We start from the raw sequence: 20,130 nt of genomic DNA on the forward strand, positions 1-20,130 counted from the left end.
ATGCGGCAACATTCCGTGAAATATTTCTCGATTGCCGCGGTGGGTATCGAAGCAGTCAGCGCCGACAGTGATATTGCTTTTGGGCGCCATACTCATGATCAGTTCGGCATCGGTTATATGGATACAGGCGGACAAAAGTCATTAAGTGGACGCGGAATTGTTGAGTCATTTCCAGTAGATATCATCACTGTCAATCCGGGCGAGGTCCATGACGGCAGACCACTTGACGGCCCACGTTCATGGCGAATGCTGTATTTTGATACTGAGCTTATCAGCCGCTGTTTCGCGGACATCAGTGAAGGGAAGTTTTGCTGTGGGGAATTTAGCTTTCCAGTATTAACAGACGACAGGCTAGCAGCGCATTTTAACCGATTCTATTCTTCCGTTATCAGAGGTAACAAGGACGGAGCTGGTCTTGCCGCCGATGAGTCGATGCTGATTATGATCTCCGCCCTCGCCCAAATTCCAGCGCTTCCAGTGAAGGTACCGTTAGCTGGCGTGCTGTCAGCCAGGGAGAGAATTGACGATGAACCGGCGGGTTCAGTCACACTCTCTGAGCTGGCGACAATAGCCGGGGTTAGCCAGTACCAGTTCCTGCGGGCTTTTGCGCAACATAGTGGGATGACACCGCATGCGTACCTTCTGCAACGGAGGTTATCGCTGGTTCGTCAGCTCATTGCGGGTGGAATGGCGTTGGCTAACGCAGCCCTCAATGCCGGATTTGCGGATCAAAGTCACATGACTCGCCTGTTTGTCCGCAGCTATGGCTATACACCGGGCCACTATGCATGCCAGGTTTCCAAAACTTTCACCTGAATACGCTGCAATTTTATTCAAGACAGTTAAAAGCCCTGCACAAGATACTGGAACGGCAATATCCAGTTTCTGATGAGGTTAACATTTTGATTCCTGACAGTGATTTTCTGGTCACATCTTTACTGATTATTATATCGCCCGGCGCAGGGACGATAATTACACTTTCCGCCGGTCTAAGACAGGGCACCCGTAGCGCGATAGTGAGCGCCGCAGGTTGTACGCTTGGAATATTGCCGCATATGCTGGCTGCCATAACTGGCCTTGCCACATTACTGCACACCTATCCCTTCATCTTCTCTCTGATTAAATATTTGGGTGTGGCATATCTGCTGTATATGGCGTGGCAAACCATACATGATAAAGAACTTTTGTTAGCCTGCAGCCACGGATCCACAATGTCTTATAGCGGTCTGGTCAGGCAGGCAGTGGTGGCAAATCTACTCAATCCGAAGCTTTCACTGTTTTTTCTTGCCTTCCTTCCACAATTTGTTTCAACACAGGATGCGCATGCCACCCGAATTATGTTGATGCTTTCTGCAGTATTTGCCGCCATGACATTTTTGGTCTTTTCGTTGTATGGCATGTTTGCATCAAGCGTCAGTGAGAAGTTACTGGGAAGTCGAAGCGTAATGACGGGTGTTCGCTGGGCGATGGCTCTGGCTTTTATTGCCGTAGGGGTAAAACTCGCGATTGCTGTTCAATAAAAACATTTACTGGCCTGAATATGCAAAACCGGAAAGGGGTTTACTCGCGCTATCCATGCTTCATCGGCATCCAGTGAGCGCCCCCTGAATCAGAAGGAGGCTGATACTTTCAGCCTCCTTAAAGTTCATCTAGTGCAGACAGTTATTATCAGGCTGCACTGTTTAATTCAGTCGTCGGCAGTAGGGTTTTACTCCCTTTCAGGGTAAAGAGGGACACGATGGTAAAACTCAGCGTAATACAGCCCAGAATGAGATAGGCCTGGTGGAAGCCAACAGTGTCATACATTCGCCCGACCCATGCAGATAGCACCACACCGGAAAGCTGTTTTGATAAGTTAAACCCAATCAGGAAAAGCGTTGCCGAGAGTTTAGGGTTAAAGGCTGACGAAATATATTTGAAGGTACCCACCAGCAAGAACGGGAGCTCAAACATATGCAGCATCTTTAAGATAACCACTTCGACCGATGAAGAGGCAAAAGAAGAACCCAGAATACGCACTGACATAATAATACCGGCAGTTAACAGGGCGTTTTTCGCGCCAATGCGGTTAACGATGGCGGGGGCAAAGAACATAATCATCGCGTTGAGTAATTCCCCTCCAGTGGTGACAAAGCCAAACACCTCGGTTCCGCGCTGCGGACTGGAGAAAAAGCCTTTAAAGAAGTTGGCAAACTGCTGATCGAACACGTCATATACGCTGGCCACACCCACCACGTAAACAATAAACCCCCAGAAACGTGGCATGCGTAATAGTTCTGCAGCGGTGCGCATTGAGAAAGCCTGACGGTTGGCTCCCAGTGCGTCGATGACCAGCTCGCTGTTACTCCCTTCCGGGCGTGACATCAAAAGCAACACTCCCAGCACTAGTGCAAACCCGGAGGCGATCCAGAAGGTAATATTAGGGTCGATGCCAAACAATATACCGGTGATGGATGCGCACAACGCCCAGCCAATACAGCCGGAAACGCGTACCTTTCCGTATTCAAAACGATTCGCGCGGCTGACGCGTTCAATATAGGCTTCTACCGCTCCGGAACCGCTCGAGAAGACGACGCCAAGATAAATACCGCCCGCCAGCGCACCGGCAAAGATGTTCAACTGCAATAACGGTGACAGCACAAAAATAAAGAAGGGCGCAAACAAGATCAGCAAGACCGTGATGGTCCACAGCAGGTGTTTGCGTAACCCAAGTTTATCTGAAATCAGTCCAAACACCGGCTGAAATATAATCGCGAACAGCGAGATGGAAGAGAAGACGATCCCAGTTTCTGTTTTGGTCAAATGGTTAACTTCTGCCAACCAGACAGGGAAAAAGGGAAAGTAGGCCGACATAATGAAGTAGTAGAAGAAAAAGAACAGCATAAAGTAAATGAAGTTATGCCGTTCTCTTGGTGCGAGTTCAGAGAGTTTCATTTTATATTTTCCATCCTGTGACACGCATCATCACCAAAGGCACCTTGCTGATGGCTCCGCTCTTTCAACCCAGCTACAGAATAATCTCTGTTCCCGGGTTTTCCATTCGCCTGCCATCCTGATGCGACTCGAATGATATTGTGCATCGGTTTTATTTTTGGGGACTTAACGTCCCCGATTATTATTGGAAGTGGAGCGTTAACTGATATTGCCATTGTGTTTCAAGCAGGAGCCATTGCGGAAGTACGCTGGGTGTCCAGGAGTCATCACCCCCGACGCCCATATGCAGGCTATCAAGAGTTATCCAGACACCCTTCTCCGGCTGCATCCAGTGCCAGTGGTCGGTCTCCATTAGTTGCTTGGTGCTGTAAGGCTGGACGGAGAAGTGGAAATCACCGGCCACATGCCAGCGCCCCCAGTCCAGCGCTTGGCTGTCACAACGCAGGCCGTTCTCCGTGGGAAAAATGTACGGCGTAGTCATGTCTTCCAAGGGCAGTTCCCACCGGGAGAAACAGGCGCTGGTGCGTCGATCCGGGTAGTTTTCATGCGGACCGAATCCCAGCCATGAAACCGGCGTGTTCTGATCACAAACCTGGAAATTCAACCCGACGCGCGGCAGCGGGGGTAGCGTTCCCGCACGTTCACCGTCTACTGCCAGATGCAGTTTGCCTTCAGCATCAAAAGTCATCCGCCAGTGGCTGACGATCACCACTTCATCGTTGCTCAGGTAGTGCCAGCGACTGTCAATCACCACCTCATGGGCTAGGCGCTGTGCGTCACACTGCACGCAGCTGGCGGTGAGAGAGTAGAGCCCTGCGCTCTTCCAGCGTTCAACCCAGGCGTTAGGGTCGATACGTTCCACTTCACTAACGCCAATGTCGTTGTCCAGCGGAGCACGCACGAATTGGTCGCGTAGCGGGGTCAACAGTTGTTCAGTTCCCTCAACCTTCCAGTGCGACAACAGGCCGCTCTGGCGGTCGATGACCCACTGCTGAGCGCCGTGGCGTATTGTCCAGGCGCTGTCACTCTGCTCAAGTTCAGGCGCAACGCCTGCGGGCAAAGGAGTGCGAAGAAGGAGCGGGGCGGCGAGGGCAAATTGTTGCCAGGCAACGCGATGGCTGGCATCTGACCAGGCGGTGGGTTGCGGCTGGCAAATCTCCAGCTGCAACCAGACATCTTCTGCTCCGGTGGGCAGTTTCAGCGCTTCGCTCAACGTCAACTCGCACTGACCTTCAGGAGCGATATTCAGCATCACACTGCCACGGACAACGGTCTCCCCTGCCGACTGCACCTGCCAGTGCAGTTCCTCATTATCAGTTGTGCGGAACAAATATTCGCTTGTGATGCTAACGCGTAATGGGTTTTGCGATAGCAGGGCAAACTGGAAGAATTGTTGCGCGTGTTTGGCCTCAATTAAGGACGGGTGTGGACGGCGATCAGGAAACACCAGACCGTTCATACAAAACTGGCGATCGTTGGGTTTATCACCAAAATCACCGCCGTAGGCCCAACCCGTGCTGCCATCCTCGAAGGTTTTCGTAATGGCCTGATCGGCCCAGTCCCAGATAAATCCGCCCTGCAGGCGAGGATAATCACGGAATGCCCGCCAGTAATCAGCAAAATTACCCAGACTGTTGCCCATGGCGTGGGCGTATTCGCAGAGGATTAACGGGCGCTGCTCGCCGGGCATGCTGATCCACTTTTTGATACCCCATTTCGGTACAGCCGGAATGGGCAGATCGCTGTCTACGCGGGCGTACATTGGGCAGAGAATATCGGTGGTTGTGCTGTTCGCGCCGCCACCTTCATATTGCACCGGGCGAGACGGATCGTTACGTTTAAGCCAGTGATACATGGCCTCGTGGTTGTCGCCACCGCCGGATTCATTACCCAATGACCAAATGATAATCGAGGGGTGATTACGATTGTTTTGCACCATGCGTGTGACGCGCGCGCTCCAGGCCGGTAACCAGGACGGATCGTCCGAGAGGCGGTTCATAGGCACCATGCCATGGGTCTCGATGTTAGCTTCATCGATCACGTACAGGCCATAGCGGTTACAGAGTTCATACCATCGTGGTGAATTAGGGTAATGGGAGCAGCGAACGGCATTAAAGTTATTCTGCTTCATTAGCAGAATGTCCTGCACCATGCCCTCTTCGGTAACAACCTGGCCATGCTGGTGGTGATGCTCGTGACGGTTCACGCCACGGATCAGCAGTGGCTTGCCATTCAGCTTTAACAGGCCGTTGTCGATTTCAACCCGGCGAAAGCCAATATCCCAGGCTTCAGCTTCTAGCAACTCATCGCCGCGCCAGAGAGAGACGACCGCCCGATAGCAACTCGGTGTTTCCGCACTCCACAAGGCCGGGCGTTCAACCGGCAAACACATCACAGTGCGTTCAGCATAGCTGCCACGTTCATCAATTATTGGCGATCCGGGCTGTTGTTGATGGCTGGCAACCTGTTGGGCGCCAGACCACAGTTCAACGCTGACCTTCAGCTTTTCAAGCAGCAGTGGCGGGGCTGAAACGGTGACGCTGACCTCCAGCGTGGCGTCGCGGTATAGCGCATCCAGCTGCGGAGTGAGCTGAACATCGCTCAGGTGCAGCACCGGTTTACTCAGCAACCAGACGGAACGGAAGATCCCACTCATCCGCCACATGTCTTGATCTTCCAGCCAGGTACCTGCACTCCAGCGCATCACCATCACACAGAGGCGGTTATCGCCCGGAAGTAATAATGGGCTGAGATCGAAGGCAGCCGGTAGGCGGCTGTCCTGTGAGTACCCCACCCATTCGCCGTTGCACCACAGATGAAACGCTGAGTTCACCCCATCAAAAATAATCTGCGTCTGGCCTCTGTCCAGCCAGTTTTCATCCACGCTGAATGTCAGCGAGTAGCAGCCGGTAGGGTTATCTTCGGGTACGCGCGGCGGTGTGGTTTCTATAGGGTAACGCACGTTGGTATAGATGGGCGCATCATACCCCTCCATTTGCCAGTTCGAAGGGACGGGGGTGCTTCGGCTGTCCGCCAAATCGCTTTCCAGCCAGCCGGCATCCACCTCAAATGGGCTGCGGGCATATGAAAACTGCCACAGACCGTCAAGCTGACGGCGCTGAGCAGAGGGCTGATTTTCTTTTGCCGCGTCAAGGTCACGCCAGCTGGCAAATGTTGGGTGAGCCGTTAAACGGTTAAGGTGCGTAATGCTCTGGTTTTGCCAGTCCTCTCGGGCAAGCACATCATGAAACAAGAGGCCCCGGGAGGTGTGGGAATCGCGACAATGCATAGATATACCCATTGAATGAATGAAATGTCGTTCGCTAGACATCGATGGGTGATTTATCAGATATTTTCCCTGGGGCGGCAATGTTGGCGAAACTGAAACTCATTAGCGATCACGAAACACCACGAAAATGATGACATTTTGTCGTTTTTTAAACATAAAATGTTAGCGAATGACATCGTGTTTTGAGACTTAAGGGGACGTTAATGCAGAGCCGAATGGCAACGTTGGAAGATGTGGCACGCGAGGCCGGAGTATCACAGCAGACGGTTTCGCGTGTATTGAATAAACCCGAAGTGTATCCGAGCGCACCCGCGATAAAGTTATTCTCGCGATGCAGGCGTTGCACTATGTTCCTAACCGTTCGGCACAGTTGCTGGCGGGTAAGTCTGCGCCATTGATTGGCTTGATTACCGCGTCGTTGACCTTGCATGCACCCTCGCAAATCGCCGCGGCGATAAAAATCACGCGGGGGCACACCAACTCGAGGTCGCGATTGCGATGCCGGAGGTTGCTGATTACGTTTCACTTCAGGCGCGGTTAAATGAGTTTCGAGCACAGAATATTCGTGGTGCAATTATCAATCTTCCTCTGGAAGCCAATATTGCGGAAAAGCTGGCGAGTGAGAATTCGGATATTTGCTGTTTGTTTTTAGACATTTCACCGGAGACGGATGTCAGCTGTGTGCGCTTTGATCATCTTGATGGTTGTGGTGCCTGTATTCGTCATCTCTGGGATATGGGGCACCGGGAGTTCGGGTTGCTGGCCGGGCCTGAGAGTTCTGTTTCAGCACGCATGCGCCTGAACAGCTGGCGCGAGACTTTGCACAGGCATGGGGTAAGTAACGCAGTGACGGTTTTTGGCGACTGGAGTGCGGCCAGCGGCTGGCACAATGCCTTTAAGCTGTTGCATCAGTATCCGAAGATCAGTGCAATCGTTGTGGCGAACGATCAGATGGCGCTCGGAGTGTTGAGCGCGCTAGCGCAGCTCAATCGCAGCGGGAGTTGGGCGGTCTCTGTCACCGGTTATGATGACACGGCAGACAGTCTCTATTTTCAGCCGCCGCTTACGACCGTGGCGCAGGACTTTAACAAACTCGGTAAACGGGCTGTAGAGTTGCTCATAAAACAGATGACGGATCCGCAAATAAGAATCCGTGAGCTGCTGCCGACACGATTGGTTATTCGCCAGTCGACCTGGCCCATAACAGGTCAAACCGGGAATGAGCAGGCGCAGTTAATCACCGAATTGAAAACGCTGGTGGAAAAGCTGTAGGACCTGCGCTGAGATGTTGATCAGTGCAGCTGTTTCAGCAATGAGTTAGTCAAGTAATCAGGCGAGCACGGCTATCGCTATTTTAAGCCGCCTGACTCAATTAGGGAGAATGGATGAATAGCAAAAATATCGGTGCGATGATCGGAGGGGCTCTTTTGATGTTGTCAGCCCTGGCAACGGTGTTCGCAGCCCAGCCTGAGTCCATGCCTTCGGAACATCCAAACTTACAGCGTATTTCTGTTCAGACAGAAGGCTCGGGAACGGATGTCATATTGATCCCGGGGCTGGCATCGTCTCGCGAAGTCTGGTCAGATCTAGCATCACGTTTACAGTCGAGCCATCGCGTTCATCTTATAGAGCTTGCGGGCTTTGCGCGTACACCGGCTATTTCCAACCCAGACGGCAAAATCATCGCACCGACAGCTGACGCCATCGCTGAATACATCCACACCCAGCACATGAAAGCACCGGTGATCATTGGCCATTCTCTTGGTGGTGAGGTGGCATTGATGCTGGGGGCCCGCCACCCTGACGAGGTTGGGCGCTTGATGATCGTCGATGCTTTGCCATTCTATACTTTGATGATTGACCCTGCGGCAACCAGCAAAACGGCCTCTCAGCGGGCCAGTGCTTCACGGGACTGGCTACTGGCGCAGTCGCCGGAGCAATTCGCAGCGTTCCAGAAAACATCCATCACCCGTTTAGCGAAAACCGAGGCTGTCAGGCCAGCCCTGGTGGCCGCGGGGATCAGTTCTGACCGCAAAACCATTGCGGATGCAGTATATGAACTGATGATTACCGATCTGCGACCCGAGCTTGGCCAAATTAAAGCGCCGATTGAGGTCGTGTACGCATATGACAGTTTATTTGGGGTGCCAGCATCCGGGGTGGAGGCCATGTACCGTCAAGCCTATGCCTCTGCGCCAGATATCCATTTCACACGCATTGATGACAGTTTTCACTTTGTCATGCTTGATCAGCCCGAACGGTTCAACAGCGCGGTAGAGTCATTCTTAAAAAGCGCGAAAAACTATTAAGTCTTATTTAACTGAATTACCCCTGAAGTCAGAGCCTGGATAGACAGCGAGTTTTATTTATCCGGTGCTCTGAGAAATTCAATTAATCCTGCCATGGCCGGGCTCAGTGATTGCAGGGCCTTATAGCAGATGCAGATTCTCCGGCGGGCCCATTTGTCGTGTAGCGGCAATATCAGGTAGGGCATTTTTTTACTGAAGCGTTCAGCGACAGACACCGGAATAATACCCAACCCAATGCCGCTACTGACCATTTCGCAAATTCCTTCAAAACTGCTCATTCTTACCCGATAAGTCAGTGGATGGCCGAGATCCCTGGCATGCCCACTGATGTGATCCTGCAGTGCATTACCGGGATAAAGACCAATAAAAGGTTCACTGACTGCGTCCGACAGAAAAACTTTTTTCCTGTGCCCAAGCGGATGAGTGAGGGGAACAATAAGGGCAAGCCTGTCATCTGCTATGGGCTCCGTCGTAAGTTCGCCGGGGTCAATCGCATCTGAGACGAGCCCTGCTTCAGCGATATCATTTCTTATGCTGTAAATGATATCCTCACTGGTTCGCTCTTCCAGCTCAATGACAACATCTGGGTGTTCTACCAGCCACTTTGCAAGCCTGCCGGGAAGAAACTCCGCCATCGCCGAGGTATTGGCGTATAGCCGGACCTTTCCTCTCACACCTTTGACGTAAGCGCCGAACTCAGCTTTCAACTCCTCCTGCCGGGCAAGTATTTCCCGGGCGTGACGCACGAGGATTTCTCCAGCTTCAGTAAGGCTGACACCTCTCGGATGACGAAAGAACAACCTTACCCCGGTATCTTCCTCCATTCTTTTCAGCCTCTCACTGGCAGAACCGACAGCCAGGTTCGCATGCCGGGCACCATGGGTAATGCTTCCCGCATCAGCAATACAGACGACAAGCTTATAATCAGAAAGATCCAGCCTCATAAAGATATTCCTCTAAGCCTTCGGATTATCCGAAGCATGACGCGCACAAACCAGATTGTCCATTCACCTCTGAGATGTTTGAATCGCGGAAAATCCTTTGTCAGGACAAATTGGTGAGCGATCAACTGTATCTCTATCTTTTACTTATATTTATCCTTGCCGGTTTTGTGAAGGGTGTCACCGGAATGGGGCTTCCAACAGTGGCAATGGGGCTACTTGGCATGTTTATGCCTCTTCCATTCGCGGCGGCACTGCTGGTTATTCCCTCCTTCGTGACGAACGTATGGCAGCTTTTTACTGGCCCTTCTGTGAAGCTGATCATCAGCCGCCTCTGGCTGATGATGCTGCTAATTGTTGTTGGTACGGTGGCAGCTTCTTCACTTCTCATCAGTATAAATCCAGCCTGGTCTGCGTTCGGCTTGGGTGTGGCTTTAATTGTTTATGCTGCCTTTGCGTTGGTTTCGCCGTCGCTTACGGTCTCTCAGGCCAGCGAAAAATGGCTTTCACCCGTAATTGGCGGCATTACCGGCGTGATAATCGGTGCGACGGGCGTATTTGTTATGCCAGCAGTTCCCTTTCTTCAGTCGCTTCGCTTCACTAAAGATGAGCTCGTCCAGGCCCTTGGGCTGTCATTCACCGTTTCTACCGTTGCTCTCGCCGCAGGGCTTTATCTTCATGACGCACTGCGGATAGAGCAGTTTTCACTGTCGTTTATGTCAATTTTCCCTGCTCTCGCCGGGATGTGGCTGGGGCAAAAGGTGCGCGCGCGCATCAGTGCCAGACACTTCAGGCAGTGTTTTCTCCTGTTCCTTATTGTGCTGGGAATAGAACTAATTTCCCGACCTTTTATCTGATCTAAACGACATGAAGTGCCGAGAAGGTTAGTCGTCTGCTCCCTGCTGTACACTCCTCATTGCCTGTTACCGCGGGTTGTGTGTGTTAGATAGCCGTAAAAGGTAAAGGCATCCTGTTATAAAATACGCCGGGCTGAATGACGCTTTATGATGCCCGGCTATTAACTGAATCTGGGGTTCCAAAGCAGACGCGATTTACTCGATGTCGAAACCAATCAGCTCTTTCTTAATGGATGTACCTGGCATCATGAGTTGCAAACCGCGAATCAGTTCATCACCTGCTTCATGCAACATTTCCAGTGGCATTGCGGGTAAGCTTTCCAGAATAAACCACATCTGGGTAGCCTCAGCACTCAAACGGGTTCTCACTCCCTGACGCCAGTTCCAGCGTCGGCAGGTGACGCCTGCTTCATCGCGCCAGACGACTTCACCAGGTTCAGGGCATTCCTCCGCAGCTATCCCATCTTTGATCGTATCGAATGTTTCGGTGCCCTCAGCAATCGTGAGCCTGGGTTGCCCGACATAAGCCCCAAAGTTCTCCCCGCCTACGGGTATCGCATAGTGAATGCTTATTGCGTTATAAAGATCCACGACAGGATCAATCCCAGCCATAAATCCGTCACGAATAACGCGTTTGCGAAGGGCTTCTGCTGAGCAGGGAGTTCGCTTCGGTTTTGCCCCAAACTTCTTAAACGCTTCTGACCATGCATCAAGATGCGCATCGGCCCATGGCATCTCTCCGGCAACGACAGACTTACAGGCACGCTCAAGAAATTCTTCTGCAACCTCCGGATGTGTCAGCGGCGCTGCTTCAGCCACAATACTTATGGCTCTGAATCCAGGACCAATCTGGGCGATTGAATCGTCAATTGACGGGATAACTGAAAACATCTCATAATCTCATTAGTGACCAATTTATTTCATGATAGTGACCAATGACCAATAAAGTCAATATATCGACCGATGCGGGTTCAGATGTTGAGTGCGTAAATGAAGCTGTCTCTGCCAGCATCAAAAATCATCGAAAAAACCTGAAAATCTCACTCGATGAGCTTTCCAGACGAGCCGGTGTGAGTAAGGGGATGCTTGTTGAAGTAGAGAAAGGAAAGGCTAATCCAAGCATTGCTATTCTTTGTAAAATCGCTGCTGCACTGGGTGTATCTGTAGCCGATATCGTTAATGTAACCCATGCGCCAGACTCCTGGTTGATTGAGAGTCAGAACATTCCCGTGTTGTGGAAGGGTGAGAAGGGAGGATCTGCAAGGCTTCTGGCAGGAACCAGCGGCCCCGATATGATTGAACTCTGGCGATGGGAAATGCAGCCGGGGGAAGTTTTTGAGTCAGCCGGTCATCCGACAGGGACATTTGAACTGCTTCATGTTGAGCGAGGCACGTTAGGCCTTGCAACAGACACCACCGAATTACAGGTCACCGCAGGCAGCTCAGCAGTGGCCAAAACGGATATGCCTCACCATTACAAAAATGTGGGGGAGACTTTGCTGGTGTTCACTATGACCGTGGCAGAAATTCGCCAGTAGAGAACAAAACTTTGGGGCAGGAATTATTAATCTAAATGGCATAGATTTTCCGCTTGCCGCTTATTTTTATTACGGAAGTACGCCATAAAAACAAAAGGTCAGATTAGTTAAGATGTCCGCTTTTGGCACGAAGAAGCCCAAAATGATTCTATTGGGCTGCTATGGGCGATAATCTGTTGAACTATATGACGCTTTTTAAGGATCATGCAAAAAATGTTCGACCATTCTACCCACCCCGAAGTCGCCGAATGGTTTGCCAGCTTTGGTATCCCCGAGGTGTCATATAGCGTGTGTTCCGTCGACCTAACCAACGAACTGCCTGAGCACTGGTTTCACAAGCGCAACAAGTTGCGGCCTGAAAGCCTGAAACTGGATTTGCGCATCCCATCTAACGGAAACTGGTTAGTTGACCTGTCGCGTCATGACAAGCTATTCAACATTCAGTGGCGCCCGAATGATGACTTGCGCATCGAGTCGGCGCAATTGCGCTACCGAAAATTGATCAAATGGCCCCGACTATACAGCCTGATGGATTTTCCCCAACTGGCTGGGCAACTTGAGCACTGCCTGGATATGCGCTTTCTGCGGCATGCCAATTTCGGAGCACGTTTGCTCGAACCCGAGGCGCTATCGTCCAATTCCAAAATCCGTCAATGGTTAGCACCTTGCGCCGACACTTTTGGATGGAACAGAAAAATGAACCCGGAATAACGAATATGGCGAAGCACCCTCGTTTATCTCGATAATTTCGAGGAAACTAAGAATGAAGAGTCCTTATTTTTAGACGGTTACGAGTCAGACTTGGAGTAACCAGACTCTTAATACTGATCATGTCCGCTTCTGGCTAAGGAGACTTCCAACACAGTAGCTGTCAACGAAGAGCAGAAATCAGCATCGAGCCCTTCAAGTCTCTTTTGGTTTTCGATGGACCAGGCCTTCAGCCCTAATGCGCTAAATGACTAAACTGCCGAACCGACAGAGGCCGCATTGCGAGCCACAGAGCTTAATGTTCGATAGCATAAACAAGGGGTGGCCTTGCTCTGCCAGGTGCGGGGAAATTTACTTCATGTAGGAACGTATTGCCGCCACTATCTCATCAAAACCTTCTTTCCTTTCCTGCTCAGACGCTTTTTTCTCCATTAAGTGCTCCCTGATATGTCCTTCCAGTAACTCTCTCATCAGCCCATTAACCGCTCCGCTTACCGCTGCGACCTGCTGAAGGATCTTCAGATATTCCTGGCCTGCCTACAGCACTGTTTCAAGAGACGCTGCCTGACCCTTGATTCTTCACACGCGGATAAGCAGGCTCTTCTGGTTATTTAACGTATGTCCCATTACCGATCTCTTGTTGATCAGGTTGTATACTGGGGTATAGTATATTTATTCAATTTCACGGCCCCTTTTGGCCGTCTGCAACTTATCACGACCGGATCACGACATGAACGATTTTTCCGCTTTGCTGAGTCAGGGCACTTCCAGTGCTTTGTTGTTTATCCCCAGCGCAATACTGCTGGGCGCACTCCATGGCCTTGAACCCGGCCATTCAAAAACAATGATGGCGGCCTTTATTGTTGCCATCAGGGGGACCGTGAAACAGGCTGTGATGCTGGGCTTGGCGGCAACGCTTTCACATACTGCCGTGGTCTGGCTAATCGCAATGGGGGGCATGTATATCAGCCGCCAGTTTACCGCTGAGGCGGCTGAACCTTGGCTTCAGCTCATCTCTGGCATCATTATTCTGCTTACTGCAGCCTGGATGTTCTGGCGAACCTGGTCTGAGGCGCGTGAGTGGCAAAAAGACCAGAGGGAAGGTCATCATCATGAGCACGATGAGAGCCATGTCATTGATACCGGACACGGCAAGGTCAGAATCGCCATCGACGAGGCTGAAGGCCCCGCCCGATGGGTCATTACCACTCTGACGGGCCATCAATGGAGTGAAAACGACGTGGTTGTGACGACCCGACGTGAGAATGGTTCCAGCCAGACATTCAGCTTTAGCCAACAGAATGGTTCGCTGATTTCAGAAGACATCATACCTGAGCCGCATGAGTTCAGTGCCCGCCTGGAACTGGGGCACCGAAATCATGTTCACGGTTATGACGTTGCATTTCATGAGCACGATCACGCAGAACTTGAAGGGCTTGAAGTTGGATCTGCTGAATATCAGGATGCTCACGAACGTGCTCACGCGGACGACATTCGCCGCCGGTTCGACGGCCGTGAAGTCAGTAATATGCAGATCCTTCTTTTTGGGCTGACTGGCGGGCTGATCCCTTGCCCGGCGGCGATCACTGTTCTGCTGCTGTGCATTCAGGTTAAACAATTTACCCTCGGCGCAGCGCTGGTTGTCTGCTTCAGTATTGGACTGGCACTAACACTTGTCACCGTCGGTGCTGGCGCTGCGCTGAGCGTTCGTCACGCCAGCAAGAGCTGGAAGGGGTTTGGTGATATTGCGCGTCGGGCACCTTATTTTTCCAGTGCACTTATTGCAGTGGTCGGCATTTACATGGCCTTCCATGGATTTAACGGTTTGAACGTATAGAGAGGTATGAAATGGCAGTTAAATCCCCCTGCATTGACCAGTGCGGTTTCACCGGTAAAAATGGATGGTGTGAAGGCTGCGGACGGACGCGTAAAGAGGCGCAGGACTGGCGCAAATGTCACCGTTCCACCAAAAGGCGATTGAGCGCGCTTTAGCGGGCCGTATGAACATCCTGCGTTTGAAGGCGTAGCAGAGGTTCTAACATTCCCAGTGCCGCTTACACGCTTAAGAGATGGTGCAATCTCTGATAGTGATTAAGCCTGTTGAAGTGTAAATTCAGTATTTAACTTCATCAGTCTAGGGACCGGTTATGTCGGAGAATTCATCAGAAATTGAAGTGCTGTTTATCGCTGGGTTTGGGCCCGTTGCGCAGGATATTGAAGCCAGTGCCGAATTTTATATGCATACGCTCGGATTGCCGCTTAAGCCTATGGAAGGAAACAGCGATTACCTGATGTCTGAAGAGGGTGGGCTGAAGGGCGTTAAGCATTTTGCCGTCTGGCCACTCTCTCAGGCCGCACATTCATGTTTTGGCGTGGAGCAGTGGCCTAGTGATTATCCGCGACCCCAAGGATGGATCGAATATGAAGTACAGGATCTCGACTCTGCCACCCGACTCTTAAGCAGTAAAGGATATCGTCTTCTTGTTGCTAACCGCACTGAACCATGGGGCCAGACGGTGACTCGCCTGCTCAGCCCGGAAGGTTTACTCACCGGACTGACCATAACGCCCTGGCTTCGGGATTAAACATCTGCCGCTTTGGACTACCGCGTCAGATGCCTTCCTCAATCAGCATCAGGATCATAAACCCAGCAAAAAACATGGCGGTGCCCAGTGGAGTGTCCCGATCCCCCTGATGTGCTTCAACCAGTAACTCTTCTGTGACCAGGTAAAGCAGCGCCACCAGCCCAAATGACAGGAAGTAGGTCAGCCAGAATTCTCCCAGGTGAGCGACAGGCGTACCGACCATCGCCCCAACTGGCAGGAGCAGGGCAATTCCGGTGACAGCAAGTAACACCTTCGTCGTGGTGCCCAACATGGTTTTTAAATTACCCACCACGGACAAACCCAGGAAGAGGATCTCCAGAGTTAATGCCAGTGTCAGCATCATGCCGGTTTTGGCCCCTGCCGCGAAGCTGATCCCTAGCACTAATCCATCGATGAATATATCAATGCCGATGGCGACCAGCATCCCTGATTTACTCGCCGCTTTCTCGCCATAATGCTGAATCAGCATCATCAGTGCGACTCCGGTCACGCCGCCAGCCAGAACGGCCATCATTGAGTGTTGTTTGAGGCCGGGAAGCACTTCAGTGGCTGCCGCTGAGAATATGACGCCAGCGGTAAAGTGGTGTATCAGACTCATGGTCTTTTCACCAGGCTGGCGATAAAGCGCTGCGCCTGCCCCCGCGATTGCTGCGGTGACAGGGAAGAGGGTATATAGCAGCGTTAAGAACATGGAGTGGTCCCTATAAACGGTGTCATACCGACGATTGTTGAAGGTATGGAACAGTAAAAGAAAAAGCGCGGGGTAACCGCGCCTTTCAGGTATTCAGAAAGCACTTGCAGCAGTGTGCTTAGTTCAGCAGACCCAGGTGCTCTACCAGGATTGAGCTACCGATGCCAATCAGCACCACGCCGCCGAGAATCTCTGCCCACTTGCCAATCTTCGCACCGAGAAAACGCCCCAGCAGCATGCCGCTGGCGGCCATCACCGTGGTGGCCGCGCCGATTGCCAGTGCCGTCACCACGATATTCACCTGCAGGAATGCCAGGCCCACGCCTACGGCCATCGCATCGAGGCTGGTGGCAATAGCGGTCGTTACCAGCAGCCAGAAGCCGTGACTGCGCTGTGCCTCTTGAGGTTTATCAGCTTCTTTGCGGATGCCTTCAACGATCATGCGAGCGCCCAGCACGAACAGCAGCGTAAACGCGACCCAGTGATCCCAATTCATGATGAACTGGCTGGCTGCAAGACCGATACCCCAGCCAATAACGGGCGTAATGGCTTCGATAACGCCGAAGATCAGGCCGGTGCGCAGCACCTCTTTGAAAGGGGGGCGGTGCAGGGAGGCACCTTTACCGATTGCGGCGGCAAAGGCATCCATCGACATGCCAAAGGCCAGAATGATCACAGCGTAGAAGCTCATAACTGATTCCCGGGGGTGCCTTCAAATAGGGGAAAGCGTGAAGTTTTTAAGAGGCCGCTATCCTGCCACAAATTTAATAATAAAAAAACCTTAAAATTCAATATGTTATAGCTATGGCTAAGTTTGATAGCCAGTGCTATAGATGAGGGTAAATTAATCAAATTGAGTCTGACATCTCGCTATCTGCGCGGCAAAGAGTGGTCGCTATTTTCCATCACTACTTTATGCGTAAGGCAAGAGCCGGAACTGCAGACCGTTGAGATTTTTCTTTTTCTCGCAGTCCCTGATAATAAAGTCTGGCCCGGTATGATGGGTTAACCGTTTTTGCAGCCCATTCAACAAAGGTTTGCCTGACGAACTTGGCACATTGCCATCTCAAGTGACCCCAGGATTTCTGGCCACTTCTTTCTGTCACCGATGTAATACCTGCGTAGTTTTGAATTTCTTTAGTGCAGTTAAACCGGTCGCGGTTATCTCCAAGTGCATCAAGCATTCATGGGCCCTACAAGGCCCCATGCCCGGAAGTGATTTGAACAGCCCCGCATCTGGCAACGTGTCAAACAGCATTTCAATTCGTTAGTCATAGGTTTGATGATTTCACTCACAACTTTAATTAGTGTCGCCAGTGCTCTTGCCATCAAAGCATTAGCCTCTATAACACTCGGGTCTGTCGCCAATGGGATCGCGTTATCAATACTCACAACAGGCTGCTTGGCAAACCTTCCCTGCACTCGCACACAACAGCGCTGTCCTGAGCGATGATCCTTCATCTGTTATCAGCATTATCATGCGTGGTGGCAAGATGGCCGTGACGAAAGATGATGTCACCGGTCTCACAATGCCAGATTTTGGGTGGAGACTTGATGATAAGCAGTTGGCCGATCTGACAACGTTTATCCGTAACAGCTGGGGAAATCAGGCAAGAGAAGTCACTGCTGACGAGGTCAAAAAGCTACGCGGTATGGAATCCACCATGAAGCGAAAAGAACCGAGTAAATCCAATCAGCCAGAAACTGGGCAGACTAAGCCTTAAATGAGCTTATGAAAAAAGGCGGAACACGTTTCCGCCTTTTTTATTGTTCAAATTGCCGTAGATCTAAGTACGTCACACCTCGCTGAGATGCACTGAAATTCACATCATTTCCCTTGTTCATACAAAAGCTCACAAAACTCACAACATCTTGTGAATGTTCACAAGCCATTTAAGTCAATATAATCAGTGTATTGCGTGTTATTTCCTTAGGTGTTTTTTGTGACATGCATCATTCACTTGTGAACATGTGTGCGCGAGAATGTTTCCCTAGAAAGTGAACAGGTACATGATGTCATGCAAACCACGGTTCAATTTAAGGTGACAGCATGATCCCAAGTGAAAGACAGGATTTTATTTACCGTTACGTTTATGAAAACGGTACTGCTTCAATAAACGACCTTGTAGAAATGATGAGCGTCTCGCACATGACCATCCGCAGAGACATTCAATTGCTGGAACATGAAGGCAAAGTGGTGATCGTCAGCGGTGGCATCAAGCTCAACGACATTCTGCGCCATGAAATGCGTTACAGCGACAAGGCGCTTATCCACCATCGCTCTAAGCAGATGATTGGAAAGGTTGGCGCGGATATGGTTCATGATGGACAGGTTGTTTACGTTGATGCCGGCACTACAACTTTTGAGCTGGCAAAAGTACTCGGTGAGAAATTTAATATCACCGTCATTACTAACGATTTCTCAATCAGTCAGTATCTGATGAATAAGGCACAGATAAATTTATTTCATACTGGCGGACAGGTAGATAAGCGTAATTTCTCTTCTGTGGGGATAAGTGCTGCGAACTTTATAAAGACGTTAAACATCGATATCGCCTTTATCAGTTCGAGTTCGTGGGATGCGGAGCGCGGCGTTTCGACACCATATGAAGAAAAAGCAATGGTTAAACAGGCTGTTATAGATGTTTCTTCAACAAGGGTACTCGTAACTGACAGCAGTAAATATGGCAAGTATGGGCTGTATTCAATCTGTCCTTTAAACAAAATGGATGTGATCATTACTGATTCATTTCTGCCTGTGTCTGCACAGGAAATAATAAAAAAACAAGATGTAGAGTTAAAAATCGTAAGTATCTGAACATTTAAAAGCGAGCAGCACTGCCTGTATTCCACGATACAGGCAGCAGGTTTTTCGTGCTGAAAAAGCGTCAACAAACAGGAAAACTATAATGCGTAAGTACCCTAACATTCGATGGTTCATGATTATCATGTGCTTCATTGCCATGGCCATCAACTACATTGACCGCGTAAACCTCTCGGTAGCCGCACCACACATCAAACACGACCTGGGGCTGGATGATGTCAGTATGGGCCTGATCATGGGCGCCTTCTTCTGGACCTACGCACTGATGCAGATCCTGCGGGACGTCTGCTGGATCGTTTTGGTGAGCGTATCGGCCTGACAATTGCCGTAGCTTGGTGGTCCGTCTTTACCGTTCTTACCGCATTTGGTCGTGGCCTGGGCTCTATGATGGGTCTACGTATGCTGCTCGGCTTGGGTGAGGCGGGTGGACACCCGGGCTGCGCAAAAGTTGTCTATTCGTGGTTCCCGAAAAAAGACCGTGCAACTGCTAGCGGAATCTTTAATGCCGGGCCACGTGCAGGTTCAGCGCTGGCGCTACCCTTGGTCGCTTGGGTTATCAGCACTTGGGACTGGGAAACCTCTTTTATCGTCACCGGTGTTCTCGGTATCGTATGGGCTATCGCGTGGTACATCATTTACCGTACGCCAGAGTTAAAAGAAGGCCTGAACCCAGCTGAGCGCGATAATCTGATCGCCGATCGTGGCCCAGCTAAGCCGAAAAGCGAAGGTAAGAAGGAGTGGCTGTTCCTGTTTCGCTACCGCACGATGTGGGGAATGATGCTGTCTTTCTTCTGCCTAAACATTGCGCTGAGCTTCTTCCTGACGTGGTTCCCGTCTTATCTGATGGCAAGCCAGGGCTTCTCGCTCAAACAGCTCGGAACACTGGGTATGATCCCACCACTGGTTGGTATTCCGGCAAGTATGCTGGGTGGTTACCTGTCTGACTGGCTCTACCGTAAAGGCTTTAGCCTGACCTTTGCCCGTAAATCGTGCTTAGTTGTAGGTCTGTTGCTGTCATCCGTCATCAGCTTTGCAACCTATACAAATAGCATCCCGGTCATCATCACGCTGCTGTCGATTTCATATGCAAGTATTGCCTTTGCTGCTGCCGTTGTCTGGTCGCTCCCAGCTGACGTGGCGCCAAGCAGCGAATATGTTGGCACCATTGGCGGCATCCAGAACTTTGCGGGTAACCTTGCGGGCATCATCAGCTCCTCGTTCACCGGCATCATGCTGGCGATGAACCACGGTTCTTATGAAATTCCTCTGATTGCTACAGGCGTCATCTGCTTCATAGGCGCACTGTCATACATCTTTATTGTCGGGAAAATCGAGCCGCTGGGTTCAGTTTCAACAGATGACGGTGTGAATTCATCTTCTCACCCTACAAGCACTGAAACGAAACATGCCAACTAACTTTGGGAAGGTATAGC

General features: G+C 50.9%; 17 protein-coding genes and 4 pseudogenes. 13 read left to right on the forward strand and 8 right to left on the reverse strand.

Translation table 11 applies throughout. The annotated features are described in order from the left end of the window. On the forward strand, nucleotides 1-816 hold the full coding sequence (locus tag HA51_RS03935; protein ID WP_084932173.1) for a helix-turn-helix transcriptional regulator: 816 nt from the start codon (nucleotides 1-3) through the stop codon (nucleotides 814-816). Further along, nucleotides 789-1,520, forward strand: coding sequence for a LysE family translocator (locus HA51_RS03940; protein ID WP_084932176.1), 732 nt, complete (start codon nucleotides 789-791; stop codon nucleotides 1,518-1,520). The genes HA51_RS03935 and HA51_RS03940 overlap by 28 nt, the downstream gene beginning before the upstream one ends. 148 nt (nucleotides 1,521-1,668) lie before the next feature. Here HA51_RS03940 and HA51_RS03945 read toward each other — a convergent pair whose 3' ends face one another. Further along, nucleotides 1,669-2,934 carry an MFS transporter gene (locus HA51_RS03945; RefSeq protein ID WP_084932178.1) on the reverse strand — a complete coding sequence of 422 codons (1,266 nt, stop codon included), beginning with the start codon at nucleotides 2,932-2,934 and terminating at the stop codon, nucleotides 1,669-1,671. A 181-nt stretch (nucleotides 2,935-3,115) separates the two neighbouring features. Next, nucleotides 3,116-6,223 carry a beta-galactosidase gene (locus HA51_RS03950; RefSeq protein WP_084932181.1) on the reverse strand — a complete coding sequence of 1,036 codons (3,108 nt, stop codon included), beginning with the start codon at nucleotides 6,221-6,223 and terminating at the stop codon, nucleotides 3,116-3,118. A 203-nt stretch (nucleotides 6,224-6,426) separates the two neighbouring features. On the opposite strand from HA51_RS03950, the pseudogene HA51_RS03955 reads away from it, so the two are divergent. Together HA51_RS03955 and HA51_RS03960 are read left to right on the forward strand one after the other, a co-directional pair. Then, nucleotides 6,427-7,495, forward strand: a pseudogene (locus HA51_RS03955) (LacI family DNA-binding transcriptional regulator). A gap of 113 nt (nucleotides 7,496-7,608) precedes the next feature. Then, complete coding sequence (locus HA51_RS03960) at nucleotides 7,609-8,532, forward strand: alpha/beta fold hydrolase (protein ID WP_084932184.1); 924 nt, start codon at nucleotides 7,609-7,611, stop codon at nucleotides 8,530-8,532. Between the two features lie 53 nt (nucleotides 8,533-8,585). Here HA51_RS03960 and HA51_RS03965 read toward each other — a convergent pair whose 3' ends face one another. Beyond that, nucleotides 8,586-9,476, reverse strand: a complete 891-nt coding sequence (locus HA51_RS03965) for a LysR family transcriptional regulator (RefSeq protein WP_084932186.1) — start codon at nucleotides 9,474-9,476, stop codon at nucleotides 8,586-8,588. 113 nt (nucleotides 9,477-9,589) lie between these two features. On the opposite strand from HA51_RS03965, the gene HA51_RS03970 reads away from it, so the two are divergent. Beyond that, nucleotides 9,590-10,330 carry a sulfite exporter TauE/SafE family protein gene (locus HA51_RS03970; protein ID WP_425435684.1) on the forward strand — a complete coding sequence of 247 codons (741 nt, stop codon included), beginning with the start codon at nucleotides 9,590-9,592 and terminating at the stop codon, nucleotides 10,328-10,330. 195 nt (nucleotides 10,331-10,525) lie between these two features. On the opposite strand, the gene HA51_RS03975 is transcribed toward HA51_RS03970, so the two are convergent. Beyond that, nucleotides 10,526-11,221 (reverse strand): B3/B4 domain-containing protein, encoded by a 696-nt coding sequence (locus HA51_RS03975; RefSeq protein ID WP_084932191.1) that lies wholly within the window; start codon nucleotides 11,219-11,221, stop codon nucleotides 10,526-10,528. A 44-nt stretch (nucleotides 11,222-11,265) separates the two neighbouring features. On the opposite strand from HA51_RS03975, the gene HA51_RS03980 reads away from it, so the two are divergent. Continuing rightward, a complete protein-coding gene (locus HA51_RS03980; RefSeq protein ID WP_084932194.1) occupies nucleotides 11,266-11,868 on the forward strand; it encodes a helix-turn-helix domain-containing protein in 603 nt (200 codons plus the stop codon). Nucleotides 11,869-12,081: 213 nt separating this feature from the next. Further along, on the forward strand, nucleotides 12,082-12,579 hold the full coding sequence (locus HA51_RS03985) for a hypothetical protein (protein ID WP_084932689.1): 498 nt from the start codon (nucleotides 12,082-12,084) through the stop codon (nucleotides 12,577-12,579). A 348-nt stretch (nucleotides 12,580-12,927) separates the two neighbouring features. Here the strand turns inward: HA51_RS03985 and HA51_RS03990 are convergent. Beyond that, nucleotides 12,928-13,152: pseudogene (locus tag HA51_RS03990) on the reverse strand (metal/formaldehyde-sensitive transcriptional repressor). Between the two features lie 154 nt (nucleotides 13,153-13,306). On the opposite strand from HA51_RS03990, the gene HA51_RS03995 reads away from it, so the two are divergent. From HA51_RS03995 to HA51_RS04005, 3 genes are all read left to right on the forward strand, one after another. Next, nucleotides 13,307-14,413 (forward strand): nickel/cobalt efflux protein RcnA, encoded by a 1,107-nt coding sequence (locus HA51_RS03995; protein ID WP_084932197.1) that lies wholly within the window; start codon nucleotides 13,307-13,309, stop codon nucleotides 14,411-14,413. Nucleotides 14,414-14,424: 11 nt separating this feature from the next. Beyond that, on the forward strand, nucleotides 14,425-14,568 hold the full coding sequence (locus HA51_RS04000) for a DUF1289 domain-containing protein (RefSeq protein ID WP_084932199.1): 144 nt from the start codon (nucleotides 14,425-14,427) through the stop codon (nucleotides 14,566-14,568). Nucleotides 14,569-14,723: 155 nt separating this feature from the next. Then, entirely contained in the window at nucleotides 14,724-15,161 is a 438-nt protein-coding gene (locus tag HA51_RS04005; protein ID WP_084932201.1) for a VOC family protein, read from the forward strand. Between the two features lie 25 nt (nucleotides 15,162-15,186). On the opposite strand, the gene HA51_RS04010 is transcribed toward HA51_RS04005, so the two are convergent. From HA51_RS04010 to HA51_RS04020, 3 genes and pseudogenes are all read right to left on the reverse strand, one after another. After that, on the reverse strand, nucleotides 15,187-15,873 hold the full coding sequence (locus HA51_RS04010) for a ZIP family metal transporter (RefSeq protein ID WP_084932204.1): 687 nt from the start codon (nucleotides 15,871-15,873) through the stop codon (nucleotides 15,187-15,189). A gap of 118 nt (nucleotides 15,874-15,991) precedes the next feature. Further along, nucleotides 15,992-16,564, reverse strand: a complete 573-nt coding sequence (gene mntP, locus HA51_RS04015; RefSeq protein ID WP_084932207.1) for a manganese efflux pump MntP — start codon at nucleotides 16,562-16,564, stop codon at nucleotides 15,992-15,994. 226 nt (nucleotides 16,565-16,790) lie between these two features. Next, a pseudogene (locus HA51_RS04020) lies at nucleotides 16,791-17,277 on the reverse strand (IS110 family transposase); the annotation flags it as partial. On the opposite strand from HA51_RS04020, the gene HA51_RS04025 reads away from it, so the two are divergent. The 3 genes and pseudogenes from HA51_RS04025 to HA51_RS04035 all read left to right on the forward strand — a co-directional run bounded on the left by HA51_RS04025 (nucleotide 17,241) and on the right by HA51_RS04035 (nucleotide 20,113). Beyond that, entirely contained in the window at nucleotides 17,241-17,597 is a 357-nt protein-coding gene (locus tag HA51_RS04025) for a c-type cytochrome (RefSeq protein ID WP_245840171.1), read from the forward strand. The pseudogene HA51_RS04020 and the gene HA51_RS04025 sit on opposite strands and share 37 nt — an antisense overlap. A 326-nt stretch (nucleotides 17,598-17,923) precedes the next feature. Beyond that, entirely contained in the window at nucleotides 17,924-18,691 is a 768-nt protein-coding gene (locus tag HA51_RS04030; RefSeq protein ID WP_084932209.1) for a DeoR/GlpR family DNA-binding transcription regulator, read from the forward strand. A gap of 91 nt (nucleotides 18,692-18,782) precedes the next feature. Beyond that, a pseudogene (locus HA51_RS04035) lies at nucleotides 18,783-20,113 on the forward strand (MFS transporter). The last annotated feature ends 17 nt before the right edge of the window (nucleotides 20,114-20,130 follow it).

It is taken from the genome of Pantoea rwandensis (assembly GCF_002095475.1).
GTDB lineage: Bacteria > Pseudomonadota > Gammaproteobacteria > Enterobacterales > Enterobacteriaceae > Pantoea > Pantoea rwandensis.